Source organism: Xylanibacter ruminicola Ga6B6, assembly GCF_000687715.1.
In the GTDB taxonomy this organism is placed as follows: Bacteria; Bacteroidota; Bacteroidia; order Bacteroidales; family Bacteroidaceae; genus Prevotella; species Prevotella ruminicola_B.
Genome location: NZ_JHXD01000004.1, coordinates 84,891 through 104,440, shown reverse-complemented (window position 1 = coordinate 104,440; position 19,550 = coordinate 84,891). Strand labels below are relative to the sequence as shown.

Below are 19,550 nucleotides of genomic sequence, written 5' to 3'. Positions count from 1 at the left end.
TTGCACGCCTCAAATTATCATAAATCCCAAGGCATTTCTACCATGCTTTGGGATTTTTTTCGTATCTTTGCAACCAAATTATTAAAAATCTATGATAAGTAAAGATATACGCGAACAGATAATAGCTTTGGTGCATAAAGAGGTGGTGCCTGCTATCGGGTGTACCGAGCCGATGGCGGTGGCCCTGTGTACGGCAAAGGCTAAAGAGCAGTTAGGCTGTAAACCAGAAAAGATTGTGGCCCTGCTGAGTGCCAATATCCTAAAGAATGCCATGGGTGTAGGTATTCCAGGCACAGGTATGATAGGACTTCCCATTGCCATTGCCCTGGGTGCGCTCATAGGCAAGAGCGAATACCAGTTGGAGGTGCTGAAGGACCTTACTCCTGAGGCACTTGAAGAGGGCAAACAATATATCACGGAGGATAGAATTGACATCCGGTTAAAGGATGGCAAGTGCGACAAACTGTACATTGAGATTATTGCTTCAGCAGGCGAACGACAGGAAACAGCTATCATCGCTGGCAGTCATACCCATTTTGTTTCGGGTGATGCCAGTTACGCCAGGACTGCGGCGAGCGATGAAGATGACGAGATAGCACTGAACATGCGACTGGTGTACGACTTTGCAACTACCGCTCCTTTGGACGAGATACGTTTTATTGAGGAAGCACGCACCTACAACATGAATGCTGCCCGCGAGGCGCTGAAGGGCAACCACGGTCATAATCTGGGTAAGACCATCGATCGTCCGCTGGCCAAAGGCATCTTCGGTAACAGCATCTATTCGCACATTATTTCGCGAACGGCTTCGGCTTGTGATGCCCGTATGGGTGGCGCCATGATCCCCGTGATGTCGAACTCAGGATCGGGTAATCAGGGCATCTGTGCCACAAACCCCGTATGTGTGTATGCCAAAGAAAACGAGAACACGGAGGAAGAACTGCTGCGTGCCCTGATGCTCAGTCACTTAACGGCTATCTATATCAAGCAGAGTCTTGGAAAATTGTCGGCACTCTGTGGTTGTGTGGTAGCTTCGATAGGTTCCAGCTGTGGTATTACCTACCTGATGGGAGGTAACTACGAGCGTATCTGCTATGCGGTAAAGAATATGATTGCCAACCTGACGGGTATGATTTGCGACGGAGCCAAACCATCGTGTTCGCTGAAGATTACAAGTGGCGTTAGCACGGCCTTGCTATCTGCACTGCTCGCTATGGAAGGAAAATGCGTGTCGCAGGACGAAGGCATTGTGGATGATGATGTTGACAAAAGCATTCACAATCTTACCAGCATTGGTGCCGAGGCCATGTGTAAAACCGATGATATGGTTTTGAACATCATGACCTCGAAAAAGCATTGATTATCCCATTAAAAGAAGTGTTATTTGATAGTCAGCTTGGCAGTGGGCAGATTACTTTTGATGCTTACTGTTGCCTTGCCTTTATTCTTGCTGCTGCGTACAACGAGCAGGGCGCGACCCTTCCAGGTGGTTACACGGGGTGAAGTCTTAGGCTCGCGGTCTTGCAGATTGGCTGTAGCAAAGGCCATCAGGCAGCCTTGTCCCTGAACGATAGCCTCGCAAGGGATGGCGGCATCAGGACAAACACGGCCTTGGGCATCAACCACCTCGACGGTGATGAAAACAAGATCCTGACCATCAGCCTTGAATGTTGGTTTGTCGGCAGTGAGGCGCAGCTGAGCAGGCTCACCGGCCGTGCTCAGCGTAACGCTCTTACCTCCTGCCTCGGCACGCAGAGTTCCTGCCTCGTAAGGCACACTGAACACGGCCTTGAATTCTGTGCTGAGATCAACTTTCTTTTTACCTATCTGTTTACCGTTTAAATACAATGTTACCTCGGGATTCTTGGTGTAAACCTCTACTTCAACGGGCTTGCCTTCCCAGCCTTGCCAATTCCAACTCTCCCAAGTGGGCCATACACTCCATGATGTCATATTAATCTTGCCACGATAGCCATCGGGCTCGCGTACTGCCATATATAGATTCTTTGTGTTAGTCCAAAGCATCTCGCGATAATGACTGATGGGTTTGCGCCAGCCAGTGATATCCACATCGCCACAATAGGCACCATGCCACTCGGGCACACCACCCTCGCGCCAAGATTCGCCAGGCGTCTCGCCATCGTAATAGTAGCGACCAATACCCGACTCGCCAAGGTAGTCAAGGCCAGTCCACACCATATCACCAATGACGTATGGATAGTCGTGAACAATTTTCCAGTTTCTGAAAGCATCACGCGGATAGCTCTCCGTTTGCCACATCACGCGTTTAGGATTGCGCTGATGATCGCTGGCGTGCTTGAATATCATATAGTTATAACCACCGATATCGAGCACATCAAAGTGCGGATCGTAGATTTCCCAATCTCTGTCCCAAGCGCACAGAGCCTCAGTCACAGGGCGAGTGGTATCGTATTTAAGTATTTCATTCTTCAACATCTTTGCAGTATGCACCACGCGGATGTCCTTGCGCTCGATGACCTCGTTGCCGATACTCCAACTGATGATGCTGGGGTGATTGCGGTCGCGCACTACCATAGCACGGATATCCTCCTGATAGCACGAGTCGATCAGCGTAGAGTAGTCGTAGGGCTTCTTAGCTGTGCGCCATCCGTCGAAAGCCTCGCCGATGACCAGCATACCGATAGAGTCGCAGGCATCGAGGAAGGCGCGTGTGGTGGGATTGTGCGAGGTGCGGATGAGATTGAAACCAGCATCCTTCATCTGGCGCACCTTTCGGATTTCGGCAGCGTCGAATGCCATCGCACCCAGCACGCCATCGTCGTGATGCACACAGGCACCATTGATGAGCAGAGGCTTGCCATTGAGCAAGAAGCCCTTCTCGGCAGAATACTCAATGGTACGGATGCCATATGTAACGGGTAATACATCGCCCTCAGCCTCGATGGTAGTATGGTACAGATAAGGATCATCAGGCGACCACAGGTGAGGATTCTCCACATGCAGCGTCTTCGTAATCGGTTTACGAGAACCATCCTTCATCACTAGCTCGGCTTTGATATTTACGGTGTGGATATCGGGTGTAGTAACGTACAGGCTCTCTTCGTCGATGTACTGATTTCCTTTTGTCAGAAGCCACACATGGCGGTAGATTCCTGATCCGGTATACCATCGACAGTTGGGCAGCTCGGAGTTATCTACCTTTACAAGCACCTCGTTCAGGCGCTTATCTTTATACAGGTATGGTGTAATATCGACTGTGAACGGCGTATAACCATAGGCATGCTGACCGGCTTTCTGTCCGTTGATAAATACCTCGGCCTTCTGATACACGCCCTCAAAGTGCAGTTTTACTATTTCGCCCTTGGGTGTGGCAAACATCTTGCGATATTCGCCCTTGCCACCAGGATACCAACCGCCATCGGTACCATTGGTAGCTTCAGCTGTTGGGTCGGAGGCATACGATATGGCCCAGTCGTGAGGCAGATCTACACTGATGGTCTTACCTGCGTGGGTAAACTTCCATCCATTGTCGAATAACTGCTTGGTTCCAGCTGTGGCGCTTATGAAGGCCGCCAGCATCATGGTGCATAAATAGAAACGTTTCATATGAGAGATTGTAACATTCATAATGATTAATTTTTGGCTGCAAAGTAACTAAAAAATCTGTTTCATTCCAAATTTCTTCTATATTTTCTCTAAATAAAACGTATTAATGCCTATATTTTCTACCATGATATCGTTATAATCCTATTACACCACTGGCTGCCGTTTCGTTATCACCCTGCCAGTGCAGTAAAATACAATTGGCTTAATACCCAGGATTTTGAGTAAGACTTTGGTTTAATGCCCGTACATCGGCTGGGATGGGAAATACCTCGGTGTGGCCATCCGACTCATTGATAGCATCAGGTCCTTCGTAAAGCGACCCATAACGATGGAAGCGGATTAAGTCGGGGCGGCGCCAACCTTCCCAAGCTAATTCCAACAAGCGCTCGTCGAGGATGTTATCCAGAGTGCATTCCCGAGTTGTAGCACCGGCTCGTTTCCTCACAGCATTATAGTCGGCACTGCCATCCTTTCCCAATCGCACATTACATTCGGCACGCATCAGCAGCACATCGGCATAGCGGAAAAGTACGATGTCGTTGTCGACCAGTTTGCCATCCTTGATGGCATTCTTGTCGAACTGGTATTTAAACATACGGGCGCCTGCAGTCTCTACGTATGGTGAACCACTGAGGTCAAGTTGTATCTTGTCGGGTTCGTACGTCAGTGGGTTCCCTGTCCGGTCGGTTACATGTTCTCCTTCTGGGCCATATACATTTGAGTAATGGTAGCAGTCGATGAAACGTGGATCAAGGTCGTCGGGATATCCAAACACCTGTAGTGTTTTAAGCGTGGCGCAAGCACCATTTTCGCCATTGTAACCGTAGGCTGCTGCATGACGGTAGTGCAACGATCGGATGATGTTCTGCTGCTGATTTGAGAAGAGATTCTTGTTCATGGGGATGGTGAAGATGTTCTCCTTTGAATTCTGATTGTAAACCTGGAAGTTAGAGCTATAAACAGGTTCGAGACTGTAACCCAGGAAATCCAGTTCGTTGCAGTAGCTGATGCAATCGTTCCATCGGGGCACACCTGTATATACCTCCGCCTGCAGCATCAGCTTAGCCAGAATGAAGAATGCCACGGGTTGGGTAATACGCCCGTAGTAGTCGCCCTCGTGGGTGCTGTTTTTGTCGGGAAGAAAGTTGAGAACGCTGAGGAGTTCATCTTCGCAGAAGTTGAACACAACGGCGCGCTGCTCGCGCTTCACCTCGTTCATCGAAACGCTGCTGTTGGTAACTAAAGGCACATCGCCAAAGAGATCGATGAGATACCAGTAATACATGGCACGTAACGCTCTCACCTCGGCTGTCCAGGCACGATGATTATCTTCGCCTGCCAGAGTTTTGTAGGTGTCGAGTGTCTCGAGCGATCTGTTGCAAAGGGTGATAACCTTATAGAGATATATCCATGAATTCTTCATCAAATCGTGACCAGCTGTCCACGAGTGCTTATACATGGCTTGCCACAGACCACCATCGTACCAGTCGCCACCACGTTGGGGAATCATGGCCTCGTCGCTGCCAAAGGTCTGCAAATCGTAGATACCTCGACAGGTGCCTTGCAGTCCCTGTCCATCTTCGTATCCGCCTATGTAATTATATAAGGTGGCAACGGTATTGAGATACAAGTTCTCCTTGGATGTGTAGGCCTCACTCTCGGGTAACTCGCTGCTTGGTGTTTCGTTGAGCGAGCACGACGTAAAGGCAAGTGCGATGATGATGCAGAGGGTTATATATTTTTTCATTTTATAAAATCAATTCTCAGAACTGAATGCTAAGTGCGAGTGAATAGGTGCGGTAGGGCGGTATAGTGCGCTTGTCGTCGACACCGAGTGTAGGATCTACTACCGATGAGTTGATGATAGGTGTAAGACCTGAATAAGAGGTGATGGTGGCGAGATTGTTTACAGAACAGGCCACGCGCATTTTGCTGATGTAGCGGGAGCGGTTGGGAACATTCCAACCCAACGTGACATAGTCGATGTTTACATAGTCGCCGGGTTCCAACCAGTAGTCGCTGATGTGCTGGTCCTGAATATTCATCTCGGGTGCTCCCTGCATCACGTTGTAGTTGGGTAGCGAAGCCATATTCATGTAGGCCAGCGCCGTACCGTTGTATATCTTGTGACCAAAGGCGCCGTTTACTTGCATGGTGATGTCGAACTGCTTGTAACGGAAGGCAAAGTTTGAACCCATCAACGCCTTGGGGGTTGCCTGTCCACAGATGTATGACTCTGATGTCAGGTCGTAACGCTTCGAACCGTCATCTGCTATCGTAAAGCCTTTGCAGTGAGGCAGATAGAACACGCCTAACGGCTGACCTACAATCTGGAAGCACACACCACTGGCCCCATGATAGCCGGCTCCATATAGATCGCTGATGCCCTGCACGTCGGGCGCTGTAATGTATTGTCCCTGATAGTATCCGTTGAGGGTTACAAGCTTGTTGCGTTCAAAGGTCCAGTTCATGTTGATGTTCAGCTCGATATCTTGTTTCTGCAACGGTGTGATACCAAAGCCTATCTCCAGACCGTGGTTACGCATTCTGCCGAGGTTGGCTAACAGATGGTCGTAAGTGAAAGGTGGTACGGGTACGGTGTAGTTGTAGAGCATGTCGGTGGTACGCGAGGTATAGAAATCGGCTGTTAGCACAATCCTATGATCCCAGAAGGCCATGTCCACACCTACGTTGAAGGTGCGCTTGATTTCCCACTTCAGGTCGGGATTGGCATTGCGAATGATACCTAAGGTAGTGGTAGGCATACCACCCACGCTCACTACGCCGTTGGGGCGAATGAGCTGTTGCGACAGGAAGGCATCGATACCACCAAGATTACCACTCTTCCCATAGCCTACACGCAGGTTGAGTTTCGGGATAATTCGCTTGAGCGGCGCCATCCAAGGCTCTTTAGAAACGTTCCAGGCGGCACTGACAGAGGGGAAGAAACCCCAACGATTGTTTTCGCCCACTTTTGAGGAGCCATCGATACGCGTGCTGAGGTTAAGTGTGTAGCGATCGTTGTAAGTATATTGTGCCTTAGCCAGATACGATGTTATGCTCGAGCTATAGTTATAAGAGTTGGTACCTTCCCAAGGGCGGATAGATCCAGCAGATAGGTTGTCGTAACCGAAGGCATTTGTGTTGAAGTTCGACGAGGTGGCATAGAATCCTTTAATCCTTTCCCGGCTTCCCTCTACCAGTGCCAGCAGCTCCAACTGGTGGCGCATGGCTATACGTCTGTTCCAACTCAGAGCTATATTACCTAACAGTTCTATGCGTTTTTTGTCGCCTTGATAGGCCTCGCCATGACTCCACACGTAGGTGGGATAATAGTGGGCGTTGCCAAAGTCGGAATAGGAGTAGCTACCGAAAAGGCCCAAGGTGAGACCGTAACCCAAGTTGATGGTTGCCTTGGCGTGTACATTCACGTGGGCATCGTCTTCATCCTCCTTCATGGTGAGCAGGGCATAAGGATTATTAATCCACCAGGCCTCGGTTACGTCGTCGTAACCACCAGAGGCATTGGTTCCAGCTGGGATGGTGGGATTGAAGGTGGCTGCCGAATAGAATAGTTTTTGTTTGGAAGGGATAACATTATTGTTCTGCAACGAACCTAATACGCCGAGATCAACTGTCAGATGGTTGTCGAAAGCCTTCTGATGCAAGTCGAGCTTGGCTATGTAGTTACGCAGATTGTAGTTCTTAACGGTAGTCTTTTGGTCGGTCATACCAATTGAGGCACGATAGTTGGCCGTTTCCGAACCACCACCAAAGGCCAAGTGGTGAGTCTGTACAAGGCCCGTACGGATAGGGGCTTTGGTAAAATCGGTATCAGCGCCTTTATCGAGTATGCTCATACCCAAATTGCTGGCTGCCTGTCGGAACTGACTGGCGTTGAGCATGTGTAGATTCTTGTAGGTGCTCTCTAAACCAACGCTACCGTCGTAGGCTATATGGAACTGTTCAGCTGTACCTTTGCGCGTTACCACCTGTATCACACCGGCAGCACCGCGGCTACCATATTGTGATGTCTCGGATGCGTCCTTCAGAATAGTAAAACTTTCGATGTCGGCAGGATAGATGGTGCTCAGTGTGATGATGTCGGATTGTACACCGTCGATCACCACCAACGGGTCGTTGCCACCTGTGAGTGATGTGGTACCACGTACTCGTACTGCCGACAGCATGGCCTCGTGATTACCCCCAGACTGCACCTGCACACCTGCGGCCTGCCCGCTGAGAGCATCGAGCGAGTTGGTTATCATACCTTTGTTCATGCGTTCCTGCGTTACCGTACTCGTGGCTCCCGTCACTGACGTAGAGTCGCGTAACGTCTGTGCTGTCAGAGGTACTGTCAGTGTCAGTAATAAAGCAGTTTGAATAATCTTTTTCATCGTTCCATTGTACATATCTGTGGCAAATGTACGAAAAAAAAAGTAAAAAAGTTACTTTGTAGCAGTTTTTTTCGTACTTTTGCAGCCGATATATGAAACTAGCGAATAAACGACATATGGCCGCATGGATGCTATTGGCAGTTTTTGTGCCAATACTGCTGCTGTCGTCTATTCACATTCATGAAACTGGCAATACAACAACTACCGAGTGTAACGACTGCGTGCACCATAGTTGTCATGGTCACCTTTCGTCGGTGGCCTCGTGGGATCACGACTGCGTGCTGTGCCAGTTCCTGACGCTGACTATGTTGGCAGCCGCTGTGATGGCTGTTACGTTATATGTTCATGTATGTATTAAGAGTTATGCCCAGCCTTTGTGCGGTTTTCGCACCTACAGCTGTGGCAACATAGTAACTCGAGGTCCTCCAACACTCTAATTACCTCAGATTATTTACATACATATATATAACATATAATTAATTAGATAACAGAATGAAAGCAAGATATATCATTCTGCCATTGTTGTGCGTATGCATGGCAGTGGCAGCTCAGGATAATAGTAAACATCACCATATAGAAGATTCAACAGATGTGTTTTTCCGTCATCTGAACTTAAACGAAGTAACAGTAACAGGCGTAACGGGCGATACGAATCTGAAACACGCCACAGCACCCGTGAGCATTGTTACACCACAGATACTAAAGGCAACGGCCTCTACCAATATCATTGATGCCATCGCCCATCAGCCTGGTGTGAGTCAGCTCACTACCGGTGGTAGCATCTCGAAGCCCATCATCCGCGGACTGGGCTATAACCGCGTGGTGGTGATGAGCGAAGGTGTACGCCAGGAAGGACAGCAGTGGGGCGACGAGCATGGCGTTGAGGTAGATGGCAGCAGCGTGGGCAGTGTTGAGATACTGAAAGGTCCTGCCTCGCTGATGTACGGCTCGGATGCCATGGCAGGTGTGGTTATCCTGCACGCTCAACCAACACTGGCCGAGGGTGAGCTGAAAGGTAATATCAGTACCGAATACCAAACCAACAATGGTCTTTTTAATTACTCGTTGCAAATGGCAGGCAACCAGAAGGGGGTTGTGTGGGATGCCCGCTATAGCGATAAAATGGCACATGCCTATAAGAATAAATACGACGGCTATGTGCCTGGCTCGCAGTTCCGCGAAAGAGCAGGACGACTGATGCTGGGCCTGAACAAAGGGTGGGGACACTCGCGTTTGACGTGGACTGCCTATCACTTAACGCCAGGCATCGTAGAAGGAGAGCGTGATGCTGAAACCGGTGAACTAGACCATGAAGATGGTTGGACCGGACATCAGTACTCGAAAACACTCCCATTCCAGCAGGTAAAGCACTACAAGGTGGTATGGGACAACTCGTTGAACCTCTCATCGGGCTATCTCAAGGCCATCATCGGTTACCAGCAGAACCGTCGACAGGAGTTCGAGGAAGAGATGGATGAATACGAACTGTATTTTAAGTTGCACACGCTGACATACGATTTGCGCTACGTTACCAACGAGTTTAACGGTTGGAAACTGTCGACTGGTATCGGTGGTATGTATCAGAAGTCGGGTAACGAGGGCGAAGAGTATCTGATTCCTGACTACCGACTGTTCGACTTCGGTTTCTATGCCACTGCCACCAAGAGTCTTGGCGACAACTGGACACTGAACGGTGGATTGCGTTACGATCATCGCCGGTTGCACGGTTACGAGCTGATGGAGGATGGTGACGTTCGTTTCGCCAACTTCAGTCGCCATTTCAACGGCGTAACAGGTAGCATCGGTGCCGTATGCAACATCAATGAGCACTTTAACCTGCGCCTGAATCTGGCTCGCGGTTTCCGTATACCTAACATGAGCGAACTGGCTTCAAACGGTGTACACGAGGGTTCTTTGCGCTACGAGATTGGGAACCAGGATCTGAAGGCCGAATACAGTATGCAGGCCGACCTGGGATTGGAGTTTACTTCGCAATATGTATCGGCACAGCTGTCACTTTTTGCCAATCGCATCGACAATTACATTTTTACCCACCGACTGGCCGATGAGATAGAGGAAGGCTACCTGACTTACGCCTACACCCAGGGCGATGCCCGATTGTTAGGCTTCGAGGCGGGCGTGGACTTACATCCTGTACACAGCGTGCATTTCTCGAACACTTTTTCGTTTGTTGATGCACAGCAGATGCATGCCGAACCGGGTACGAAGTATCTGCCCTTTACGCCGGCACCTAAATGGGCCTCGGAACTGAAGTGGGAGCTGTTCCATCACTCGCATACCACGGTAAATCATCACCATACTACCGATGCAGCCCACCGTTCGGTACTGAATAACCTCTATATAGCCGCTGGTCTCGACTGTTATCTGAAGCAGTCGCATATCTTTAGCGCCGACGATACAGAAACAGCGACACCCGGTTATGCGCTACTCAATCTCTCGGCAGGAACCGATATTCAGGTAAAAGGTAAGAAAATAGCAGAGTTCTACATTACCGCCGATAACCTGCTGAACAAGGCCTATCAGAACCACCTGAGCCGTTTGAAGTATGCCGAAGAAAACGTGGTTACCGGCCGTCGAGGCGTATATAACATGGGCCGCAACATCACCTTCAAGTTGGTAGTGCCCATCTCTCTATAAATTATAATAATCTCTAAATCCCAAGGCATTTTGTAATGCTTTGGGATTTTTTTTCGTATATTTGTGACAAATTTACTATCACTAAACAAATACTATTATGAGTAAAGTCCTGATTTTACAAGGCTCTCCAAGAGCTAATGGAAACACCGCATGGATGGCGGAAGAGTACAAGAAGGCTGCCGAGGCAGCAGGTCATGAGGTGACACTGGTGAATGTAGCCAAAATGAAGATTGCAGGCTGCTTGGCTTGCGAGTACTGTCATACGAAGGGCAACGGCACCTGTATCCAGAAGGACGACATGCAGGAACTCTGCCCCATGATGAACGAGGCCGAGGTACTGGTGCTGGCTGCCCCCATCTACTACTTTACAATCTGCGCACAGATTCAGGCTTCCATCCAACGTATGTACTGCGTGAACAAACCCGCCAAGGTGAAGAAGATGGCGCTGCTGATGTCGTCATACTCGCCTGGTGTATATGATGGTGCTACAGCCGAGTTCCGTGATATATGCAACTATTGGAAAGCAGAGAACATGGGCTTTGTATCTGCTAAGATTGATGAGCAGAAGACAGAGGAAACAAAACAGAAGGTTCTGGCTCTTGCTGCGAAAATATAAACAATACCTACTTCTGATTAACCAGCTTTTGTAAGGTTTTGCAGGCGTGCAATACTTAAAACACTCGATTTTAGGTATTGTACACCTTTTATAATTGTCTTACCTTTGCAGCCGAAAAAGATTTTGTTAGTTATTAGTTATAAAATAAGGAGTAAAATATGAAAATTGAAAAGATTCATGCGAGAGAGATTCTCGATTCAAGAGGTAATCCAACAGTAGAGGTAGAAGTAACACTCGAGAATGGAGTCATGGGCCGTGCCGCTGTGCCATCAGGAGCATCGACTGGCGAGAACGAAGCCCTTGAACTGCGCGATGGCGACAAAGAACGCTATCTGGGTAAGGGTGTATTGAAGGCCGTTGACAATGTAAACAAAGTGATTGCACCTGAGCTGAAGGGCGACTGTGTGCTGGAACAGCGTGCCATCGACTATAAGATGCTGGCTCTCGACGGAACTCCTACCAAGTCGAAACTGGGTGCCAATGCCATTCTCGGTGTATCGTTAGCTTGTGCTCAAGCTGCAGCTAAGGCACTGAATATACCTCTTTATAGATATATAGGCGGCTGCAATGCATACACCTTACCTGTGCCTATGATGAATATTGTAAATGGTGGTGCACACTCTGCAGCCCCTATCGCTTACCAGGAGTTTATGATCCGTCCTGTAGGTGCCAGCAATGAGCGCGAGGCCATCCGTATGGGTGCCGAAGTATTCCATAACCTGGCCAAGCTGCTCAAGGCACGTGGTCTTTCTACAGCCGTAGGTGATGAGGGCGGCTATGCGCCTAACTTCGACGGTATCGAGGATGCACTCGACACCATTGTAGAGGCTATCAAGAAAGCTGGTTATGAGCCTGGTAAGGATGTAAAGATTGCAATGGACTGTGCTGCATCTGAGTTTGCTACCTGCGAGAATGGACAGTGGTTCTACGACTACCGTCAGCTTAAGAATGGTGCGAAGAAGGATCCTAACGGCAAGAAGCTCTCAGCCGATGAGCAGATTGCTTATCTGGAGCAGCTCATTACTAAGTATCCTATCGACTCTATCGAAGACGGACTGGACGAGAACGACTGGGATAACTGGGTAAAACTGACCGAGAAGATTGGCGACCGCTGCCAGCTGGTAGGCGACGACCTGTTTGTGACCAATACCAAGTTCCTTGAGAAGGGTATCAAGATGGGCGCTGCTAACTCGATATTGATTAAAGTGAACCAGATTGGTTCGTTGACAGAGACCTTGGAGGCTATTGAAATGGCGCACCGACACGGCTACACCACAGTGACCTCTCACCGCTCGGGTGAAACAGAGGACACCACGATTGCCGACATCGCAGTAGCCACAAACTCTGGACAAATCAAGACTGGTTCACTTTCTCGTACCGACCGTATGGCCAAGTACAATCAGTTGATACGTATCGAGGAAGAGCTTGGCAGCACAGCTGCATACGGCTACCAGCGACTGAAATAAACGCATTAACTTTTTGAGTAAATCATTTATAATAAAACAACTTAAAAATGCAGATAAGCTGTGAAGCTTGTCTGCATTATTCTAAAAAGATTGTATTCTAATAATAATCAAACATAACAATTATGGTAAAATCAAACATCAACTATTTCGGCATCATCGGTTGTGCCATTGTTTATTCAGCAACATGTTTCGCTAGCGCCTTTATCGGATTTGTTAACCCTTGGTGCTGGATTGTAGTTTTCCCTGTTCTTGCAGCAGTTCTTGGTGCACCTTCTTATCTGTGGGCAGTGTCGAGATGGCAGCGGTTCGGAGTAGCCACGCTGTTTTCGTCAGTATTAGCAGCACTCCTGTTGTCGATGGGCGAGATAAATCTTACCCAGACAGCTTTGATGGTTATTATACTTACCCTCGTAGTAGCCTATATGGGAATCTCGACTTTTAGTCGTTTACGTATAGTCCGCGACAGATGGACTTGATTTGATAAGTAAATTATTACCAAAAAACGCTAATATTTTTGGGCCTTTCAGGAATTATGTTTATATTTGCATCGGATAAGATTATTTAAAAATGCTATTTTATGAAACTGTTATCAACTATCATACTTGCATTAAGCAGCCTGAATGGCTTGGCACAGAATAATGCCAACGATAATACGATGCCTTTTGTGTATCGCGGGCATATTTATCTGCAGACTACCATTAACGATAATTTGCGTGTAAATACGCTGTTTGATACAGGCGCAGCTAACATCTTTGGTATCGACAGTGTGGCGCTTGCACAATCAACCTGGCATCCACAGAAAGTAGGTAAGGCAAGAGCTGGTGGTGCCGCAGGATCAACTATGGTAAGAGTGATAGCCGATGGCACCAAGGTACAGATGGGTAATGTTGTGCAGCAATATCAGATAGTGCCGATATTTAAGTTGCGTGACGTTGTAAATCGTCATGTGGATGGTATCTGGGGCATCAAGGATATCTCAAAATATCCGCTCGAAATCAACTTCGAAAAGCAGTATCTTAAACAGTACACTAACACGGCGCCCCATACCGAGGGCTTTATGCAGTTACCCATTAAATACGAGAATAACAGGATTATGCTGCAGGCTGAGGTGCAGTTGGGCGGCAAGAAGATACGTGGCTGGTACTTGATGGATACGGGTAGCGGCAGTTCTGTAACCTTTACATCGAGGGCTATGACCGAATTCACTCTTGATAAGATTGAGGGCAAACGCTACTTGGCGGATATGACTCAGCCGGGTATTGGCGATAAGGCGATGGAGACGTCGGTTGAGATGATGAGCGACCATATATTAATAGGTTGCGACACCATCCGTTATACAGATATCAGCTATGTACAAGATGGGGTAGGGGCTATGGGCGACAGACCTTATCTGGGTATTATCGGTAATGATGTGTGGGATAGGTTTAACATCATTATCGATGCCAAGAAACAGATGCTTTATCTTCGCCGACATAAAGCCGATGAACCCATCGGTAAGAGATATGGTTATGGCTGGCGTAACCGCACAGATATCTGTCGTGGTTGGGTGGTGTTTTATATGAACCGTTCGAGCGAGGCCCACGAGGCTGGTGTGGAGATAGGCGACACGATTACCACCATTAATGGTCGCGATGTGAGGGATTACACCTGGGATGAGGAGGAAGCCCTACGCAAGGCACCCCACCACGAACTTAATCTCGTGACGACACAAGGCCAGAAAAAACATGTGATACTTGAAGCAAAAGAATATTGGTAAAAATATCTTCTAATTTATACGATTATGGTACTTTCAACAACTCCAACAATCGAAGGTCACACTATCCGTGAGTATAAGGGTATAGTGACAGGTGAAACAATCATCGGTGCAAACATGTTTAAGGACCTGTTTGCTGGTATTCGTGATATCGTAGGTGGTCGTGCCGGCAGCTATGAGAAAGTGCTGCGCGAGGCCAAGGACGAGGCTATGCGCGAGATGATGGAACGCGCACAGATGTTAGGTGCTAACGCTATTGTAGGCATCGACCTTGATTACGAGACCATCGGTGCTAACGGCTCAATGCTGATGGTAGCCGCCAGCGGCACTGCAGTTGTGCTATAGCTATAACTACCTTAGTTTAGTTAAACATATCGTGAGCGATATTTGGTTAATTCTTATTAAAGTTTTAACTAAATCGCTTGCGATATAAATTATTATATGTACCTTTGCAGCGCAATTAAATAATAAGATCACAAAAACGAATGAATATGAAGTACGTTAAGATTATTGCACAAGTGCTGTTAGGTATGTTTATGACCTATGCAGGTTTTAGTCATCTGACTATCGCACGTCAGGAGTTTGTTGCACAAGTTCCCACATGGTTACAGTTCTCGCCAGCGTTTACCGATTTTGTAGTACTGGCATCGGGTGTAGTTGAAATTTGTCTGGGCTTGGGCATGCTGCTGATGTGGAAGAAGTATCGACCCGTGGTAGGTGCCTTGCTGGCTCTCTTTTATGTAGCTATCTTCCCTGGTAACATCAATCAGTACGTAAATCATATCGATGCTTTTAACCTGAACACCGATACGGCTCGTTTGATAAGATTGTTCTTCCAGCCAGTGCTGATAGCTTGGGCATTATGGTCGACCGGAGTATGGGCTTATTGCAAGCAACTGTATAGCAAATACAAAAACAAATAAATAAGAAGAATCATTGAGAAAATAAAACAAAGGACTTATGAAGACAACAAAGTTATCAACATTGCTGCTTACAGGTGCGATGTTTATCGTAGCCTGTGGCAACAAGCAGCAGAAGAGTGAGGCTAACGTTAACGAGAACCCCACCGAAGAGAAAATAGATGTAAAGGCTGTAGAGGGTCGTAAGAACTTTACCGACCAGATGGTTATCACACCACAGCCTGCTATTATGATTGCCACATGGGATGAGAAACAGAATCCTGATGTGATGATGGCTGCATGGGGCGGACAGTGTGGTCCAAAGCATATCACTTTCCAGCTTTCGGCTCATAAAACCACAGAGAATATCCGACTGAAGAAAGCTTTCACTATCAGTTTCGCAACCAAAGACGATGTGGTACAGAGTGATTACTTTGGAACTGTATCGGCCAACGATGTGCCTGATAAGGTGGCGAAGGCAGGTTATACTGTAACAGCCAGTCCGAACGTGGATGCTCCCATCATTAATGAATACAAATTAACCTTAGAGTGTAAGGTGGTTGAGTTTGAGGAGAATGGTAATGACGGTGCGCGTGTAGTTGGTGAGATAGTGAACATGAGTGCCGATGAGAACATCCTCGACGAAGATGGTAATATCGACCTTGAGAAGCTTCAGCCAGTAGTATTTGATTCAACCAAGCGCATCTATCGCGTATTAGGTGAGAAGGTTGGAGATGCATGGGGCTCAGGTAAGGCCATTATCGAACGAGAGGTAAAATAACTATAGTTAAGGAATTACACAAACACCGATTTGCGCGCCGAACTTAAGAATATCAAAGACCCAATGTTAGTATTGCTAGAGCCCCAGTTTCGAGGTGTCGACCAGATGGTAAAGAGTCAGTTTGAAGCATGCCCTGATGCCACCATCCGTTATGCTACCAAAGGTTTGCATTTCATTATGTACGATGATTGGGATTGGTTCTCCAAGCAATTCTGAAAAATATACAATGAATGTTATAGGATTTGGGTGTAACAAAATAATACGATACCTTTGCCAGCGAAATTATTCAATCAAATTACAAAAATGAAAAAAATAATTTTAGCTTTGGCTATTGCTTTTACAGCTGTAGTAAAGGTATGCGGGCAAAGTGAACTTGCTGGCAGAGTGTATCACTGCGACAACTTGTTTGCTACAGGTATTAAAGAGTTAAAGGCACAGGCCGACAAAAAAGAAATGAGCAATATCCAGGCCATCACAAGTGCTATTACAGCCAAAAGAACGGTAAAGTTCATAGATGGGAAAACGGCTCATGTAACTACCATCTTAAAATACGACGAGGATAAAGCCAAAGCCAATGGTGCCTCTTGGTTTTATCGTAAGATGGCAAAAATGAAATTTAAAACAGGACAATCGAGTGGTAATACCAGCTATACTATTAATGGCAATAAGTTAACCATCATCAGTGTAAAAAGTAAAAAGCCCATCAACTACGAGTTGAGTCAGGATGGTCAGACGCTTACCGAAATCAGTGGCAGTCCACAGGCTATATTAAAGCGCATCAAATAATAAAAAAGAAGCTTGCCATATTACAACGGCAAGCCTCTCGTTTTTCAATCCATTAATCAATATGAGCTTATTTATTTGTTCATCATCTGTTCTATTTCCTCGCGGTGCTCAAAGAGAGTGCAGCCTCCGGTGTGCTCCCAACCTAATGCGCGGGCAGCTCGAATTTTCTTGAATAAAGGCGATTTAAGTGCCTCGCGTACACCGAGTTCAACCACATTACTATCGCTGAAGGGTGAGAACGGGCAGGGCTCAGCCGATCCATCGGGACCGATATGGAAGAAACCGCGACCTGAGGCCAGACAACCACCTAAAGCCTTCTCATCACCTGGGAACGATAGGAAGATGATATCCTGATAAGCCGTGCGGCGTTCTTCGAGTACCTGCTCCATCTGGGCCACATGTGCATCGCTAAATGCCAAATGCTCAGTGCCTGGTTCTGTGGGCACATACTCGATATAGAACACGATCTTACAACCATAGCCGCGCAGCTGATTAATAAACTCAGCGGATGTTACCAGCTGCATGTTCTCGGTAGTAACGGTGATGCTGGTGCCGAAGAAGAGATTCTCGGATTTCAGCATCTCCATCGACTGCATAGCACGCTTGAACACACCCTGACCACGACGTTCGTCGGTGCCAATGGCCGTTCCCTCAAGACTGATGATGGGCACCATGTTCAGATTCTTACGCAGAAACTCCAAGTACGATGGACCAATCAGTGTGCCATTGGTAAAAATGGGGAATATCATATCCTTAACCTCAGCCAGCTGCTCCAGAATATCCTTGCGCATCATAGGCTCGCCACCAGCCAGCAACGAGAAGTTGATACCCATCTCAGCAGCCTCCTCAAAAATGTGGCGCCACTGTTCAGGAGTAAGTGTGGACTTGCGATCGGCCTCGTTATCCTCGGCTATTCCATTGGAACGGGCATAGCAACCCTTGCAATGCAGATTGCAGGTGGTTGAGATACTGCTAATTAAGAAAGGTGGCACATCCAAACCTTCGCTCTCGGCCATCTTCTTACGGCGTTTCTCCGATTTCTCGAACAGGCGCTGCATTTTAAAGGCAAACTTCGCTTCACGTGGATTACTCAGCACATTCTTATAGGCTGTAGCCATGATATTGCGAATGCTACCATTCATGTATTCTGCCAAATTAATGACACTCTGACTTTCCATACGAGTTTATTTTTTGTACTTGTTAATCAGTTCTGTAAGCGTATCGCCATGGTGACGCTCCTGCTTGGCAAACACATCCATCTCGTCGGCAGCTTCATTCAGTCCTATAGCACGTAATGCCTGTGCAAACTGGTTGACCTGCTGTTCGCCGTGATATTCGCCCTTGGCAAAGTTCTCGGCAATCTTCCAGATATTGCTATCGTACTTAGCCATCAGGGTAGCATAGAATCCTGCATGTACAGCCTCTTGATTAGCCATCTCGATAAACTTAGCCGAAACCTCTTCGGGATAGCCCTGTTCACGAGCCATTCTTGCCAGCGCATAATAAACCATTACTCCTTGCGCCTCGGCCTTAGCAGCACCATCGCACAGCTTTTCAAAATCGGTACCTTTCGTTTTTCCGTAAATCATTGTAATTAATATATATTGTTGTTTTTGTGATGTTATCAACTAAAAAGCGATGCAAAGGTAACAAGAATAATTTATATCGCAAGCGATTTAGATGATACTTTAAGAAGAATTAACCAAATATCGCTTGCGATATGAATAACAACATATATGTATTATCTTCTTTTTTTAGGTGCTACTTTACGTTTGGGAGTAGCTTTTGGAGCAGGTGGGGCAGGGAGGTCCTTTGTAACGGTGGCCTTCAAAATACGGATATCCTCTAAGGGGCGATCGTTCTTATCTACGGCCACACCTTGGATAGCTTCGACTACATCCAAACCCTCGATAATCTCACCAAAAACAGTGTACTGGCCATCGAGATGGGGCGTGCCACCGATGGTTTTATATACCTCGCGCATCTCAGGGGTAATTTTAACCTGTCCGTTAGTTATCGAGTCGATCTTCTGCTGGGTATAATCCAGTCGGCGATCGTCGTACACCTTGCCCCAAACCATGTAGAACTGACTGGCACCAGAACGGCGCTCAGGATTCTTCTCGTCGCCCTCGCGTGCAGCAGCTACTACACCACGACGATGGAATATCTTTGGTAAACGGAACTCGGCTTCGGTGGTATAGTCGTAATCGCCCATTCCTAACAGCTGTCCGGGTTTGGCTTTCTTGCTAAAGATATCGCCCGTCTGAATCATAAAATCCTTAATCACACGATGGAACAGCAGCGAATCGTACGACCCCATTTTTGTAAGCTTCAGAAAGTTATCACGGTGCTGTGGGGTTTCATCATAAAGGGCTATGCGTATGTTACCCTTAGTGGTTTCGAAGAGTACTTCGGTACTTGTTGTTTGTGCTTTTAATGACGCCGATGCCAGGAAAAAGGCGAATGCAAAAGTAAGTATTTGTTTCATATTGACTGTTTTTTGGCTGTAAAAGTAACAAAAAGTAACGAAAAATGCGAAAAATAAGCGTATTTTTTTGCAAAATGCGTATAAATTCTTATCTTTGCACCCGATTTTATTGAAATTT

Annotated in this window: 18 protein-coding genes; 12 read left to right on the top strand and 6 right to left on the bottom strand. The window is 47.2% G+C overall.

What is annotated here, in order from left to right; translation table 11 throughout:
- Window positions 1-91 precede the first annotated feature (91 nt).
- Complete coding sequence (locus tag T500_RS0104400; RefSeq protein WP_028907099.1) at window positions 92-1,360, top strand: serine dehydratase subunit alpha family protein; 1,269 nt, start codon at window positions 92-94, stop codon at window positions 1,358-1,360.
- Window positions 1,361-1,380: 20 nt separating this feature from the next.
- On the opposite strand, the gene T500_RS0104395 is transcribed toward T500_RS0104400, so the two are convergent.
- The 3 genes from T500_RS0104395 to T500_RS15140 all read right to left on the bottom strand — a co-directional run bounded on the left by T500_RS0104395 (window position 1,381) and on the right by T500_RS15140 (window position 7,985).
- Window positions 1,381-3,588 (bottom strand): glycoside hydrolase family 2 TIM barrel-domain containing protein, encoded by a 2,208-nt coding sequence (locus T500_RS0104395; RefSeq protein WP_036908475.1) that lies wholly within the window; start codon window positions 3,586-3,588, stop codon window positions 1,381-1,383.
- A 202-nt stretch (window positions 3,589-3,790) separates the two neighbouring features.
- A complete protein-coding gene (locus T500_RS0104390; protein WP_028907097.1) occupies window positions 3,791-5,335 on the bottom strand; it encodes a RagB/SusD family nutrient uptake outer membrane protein in 1,545 nt (514 codons plus the stop codon).
- 16 nt (window positions 5,336-5,351) lie between these two features.
- Complete coding sequence (locus tag T500_RS15140) at window positions 5,352-7,985, bottom strand: SusC/RagA family TonB-linked outer membrane protein (RefSeq protein WP_080694796.1); 2,634 nt, start codon at window positions 7,983-7,985, stop codon at window positions 5,352-5,354.
- Between the two features lie 92 nt (window positions 7,986-8,077).
- Here T500_RS15140 and T500_RS0104380 point away from each other — a divergent pair, with 92 nt between their 5' ends.
- The 11 genes from T500_RS0104380 (at window position 8,078) to T500_RS0104335 (ending at window position 16,944) form a co-directional block, all read left to right on the top strand.
- Window positions 8,078-8,422 carry a hypothetical protein gene (locus T500_RS0104380; RefSeq protein WP_139208829.1) on the top strand — a complete coding sequence of 115 codons (345 nt, stop codon included), beginning with the start codon at window positions 8,078-8,080 and terminating at the stop codon, window positions 8,420-8,422.
- A gap of 55 nt (window positions 8,423-8,477) precedes the next feature.
- Window positions 8,478-10,643, top strand: a complete 2,166-nt coding sequence (locus T500_RS0104375) for a TonB-dependent receptor (RefSeq protein ID WP_230580839.1) — start codon at window positions 8,478-8,480, stop codon at window positions 10,641-10,643.
- Window positions 10,644-10,740: 97 nt separating this feature from the next.
- Window positions 10,741-11,259 (top strand): flavodoxin family protein, encoded by a 519-nt coding sequence (locus tag T500_RS0104370; protein WP_036908434.1) that lies wholly within the window; start codon window positions 10,741-10,743, stop codon window positions 11,257-11,259.
- Window positions 11,260-11,417: 158 nt separating this feature from the next.
- Window positions 11,418-12,725 (top strand): phosphopyruvate hydratase, encoded by a 1,308-nt coding sequence (gene eno, locus T500_RS0104365; protein ID WP_028907093.1) that lies wholly within the window; start codon window positions 11,418-11,420, stop codon window positions 12,723-12,725.
- A gap of 122 nt (window positions 12,726-12,847) precedes the next feature.
- Window positions 12,848-13,201: an MptD family putative ECF transporter S component gene (locus T500_RS15135; RefSeq protein ID WP_036908432.1), complete on the top strand. Its 354-nt coding sequence runs from the start codon at window positions 12,848-12,850 to the stop codon at window positions 13,199-13,201.
- A 101-nt stretch (window positions 13,202-13,302) separates the two neighbouring features.
- Window positions 13,303-14,481, top strand: a complete 1,179-nt coding sequence (locus T500_RS0104360) for a PDZ domain-containing protein (RefSeq protein ID WP_028907092.1) — start codon at window positions 13,303-13,305, stop codon at window positions 14,479-14,481.
- A 24-nt stretch (window positions 14,482-14,505) separates the two neighbouring features.
- Window positions 14,506-14,823 carry a heavy metal-binding domain-containing protein gene (locus T500_RS0104355; protein ID WP_028907091.1) on the top strand — a complete coding sequence of 106 codons (318 nt, stop codon included), beginning with the start codon at window positions 14,506-14,508 and terminating at the stop codon, window positions 14,821-14,823.
- A 146-nt stretch (window positions 14,824-14,969) separates the two neighbouring features.
- Window positions 14,970-15,401 carry a membrane protein gene (locus tag T500_RS0104350; protein WP_028907090.1) on the top strand — a complete coding sequence of 144 codons (432 nt, stop codon included), beginning with the start codon at window positions 14,970-14,972 and terminating at the stop codon, window positions 15,399-15,401.
- A 37-nt stretch (window positions 15,402-15,438) separates the two neighbouring features.
- Window positions 15,439-16,158: a flavin reductase family protein gene (locus tag T500_RS0104345; RefSeq protein ID WP_230580838.1), complete on the top strand. Its 720-nt coding sequence runs from the start codon at window positions 15,439-15,441 to the stop codon at window positions 16,156-16,158.
- Between the two features lie 63 nt (window positions 16,159-16,221).
- Entirely contained in the window at window positions 16,222-16,374 is a 153-nt protein-coding gene (locus T500_RS16840) for a hypothetical protein (protein WP_155267429.1), read from the top strand.
- Window positions 16,375-16,461: 87 nt separating this feature from the next.
- A complete protein-coding gene (locus tag T500_RS0104335) occupies window positions 16,462-16,944 on the top strand; it encodes a hypothetical protein (RefSeq protein WP_028907088.1) in 483 nt (160 codons plus the stop codon).
- A gap of 71 nt (window positions 16,945-17,015) precedes the next feature.
- Here the strand turns inward: T500_RS0104335 and T500_RS0104330 are convergent, their stop codons facing one another.
- The 3 genes from T500_RS0104330 to T500_RS15130 all read right to left on the bottom strand — a co-directional run bounded on the left by T500_RS0104330 (window position 17,016) and on the right by T500_RS15130 (window position 19,432).
- Window positions 17,016-18,122, bottom strand: coding sequence for a radical SAM protein (locus T500_RS0104330; protein WP_028907087.1), 1,107 nt, complete (start codon window positions 18,120-18,122; stop codon window positions 17,016-17,018).
- A 6-nt stretch (window positions 18,123-18,128) separates the two neighbouring features.
- Window positions 18,129-18,533, bottom strand: coding sequence for a ferritin family protein (locus T500_RS0104325; RefSeq protein WP_028907086.1), 405 nt, complete (start codon window positions 18,531-18,533; stop codon window positions 18,129-18,131).
- 152 nt (window positions 18,534-18,685) lie between these two features.
- The gene (locus tag T500_RS15130; protein WP_036908429.1) at window positions 18,686-19,432 is read right to left on the bottom strand and encodes a peptidylprolyl isomerase; all 747 of its coding nucleotides are present in this window, start codon (window positions 19,430-19,432) and stop codon (window positions 18,686-18,688) included.
- Window positions 19,433-19,550: the final 118 nt, after the last annotated feature.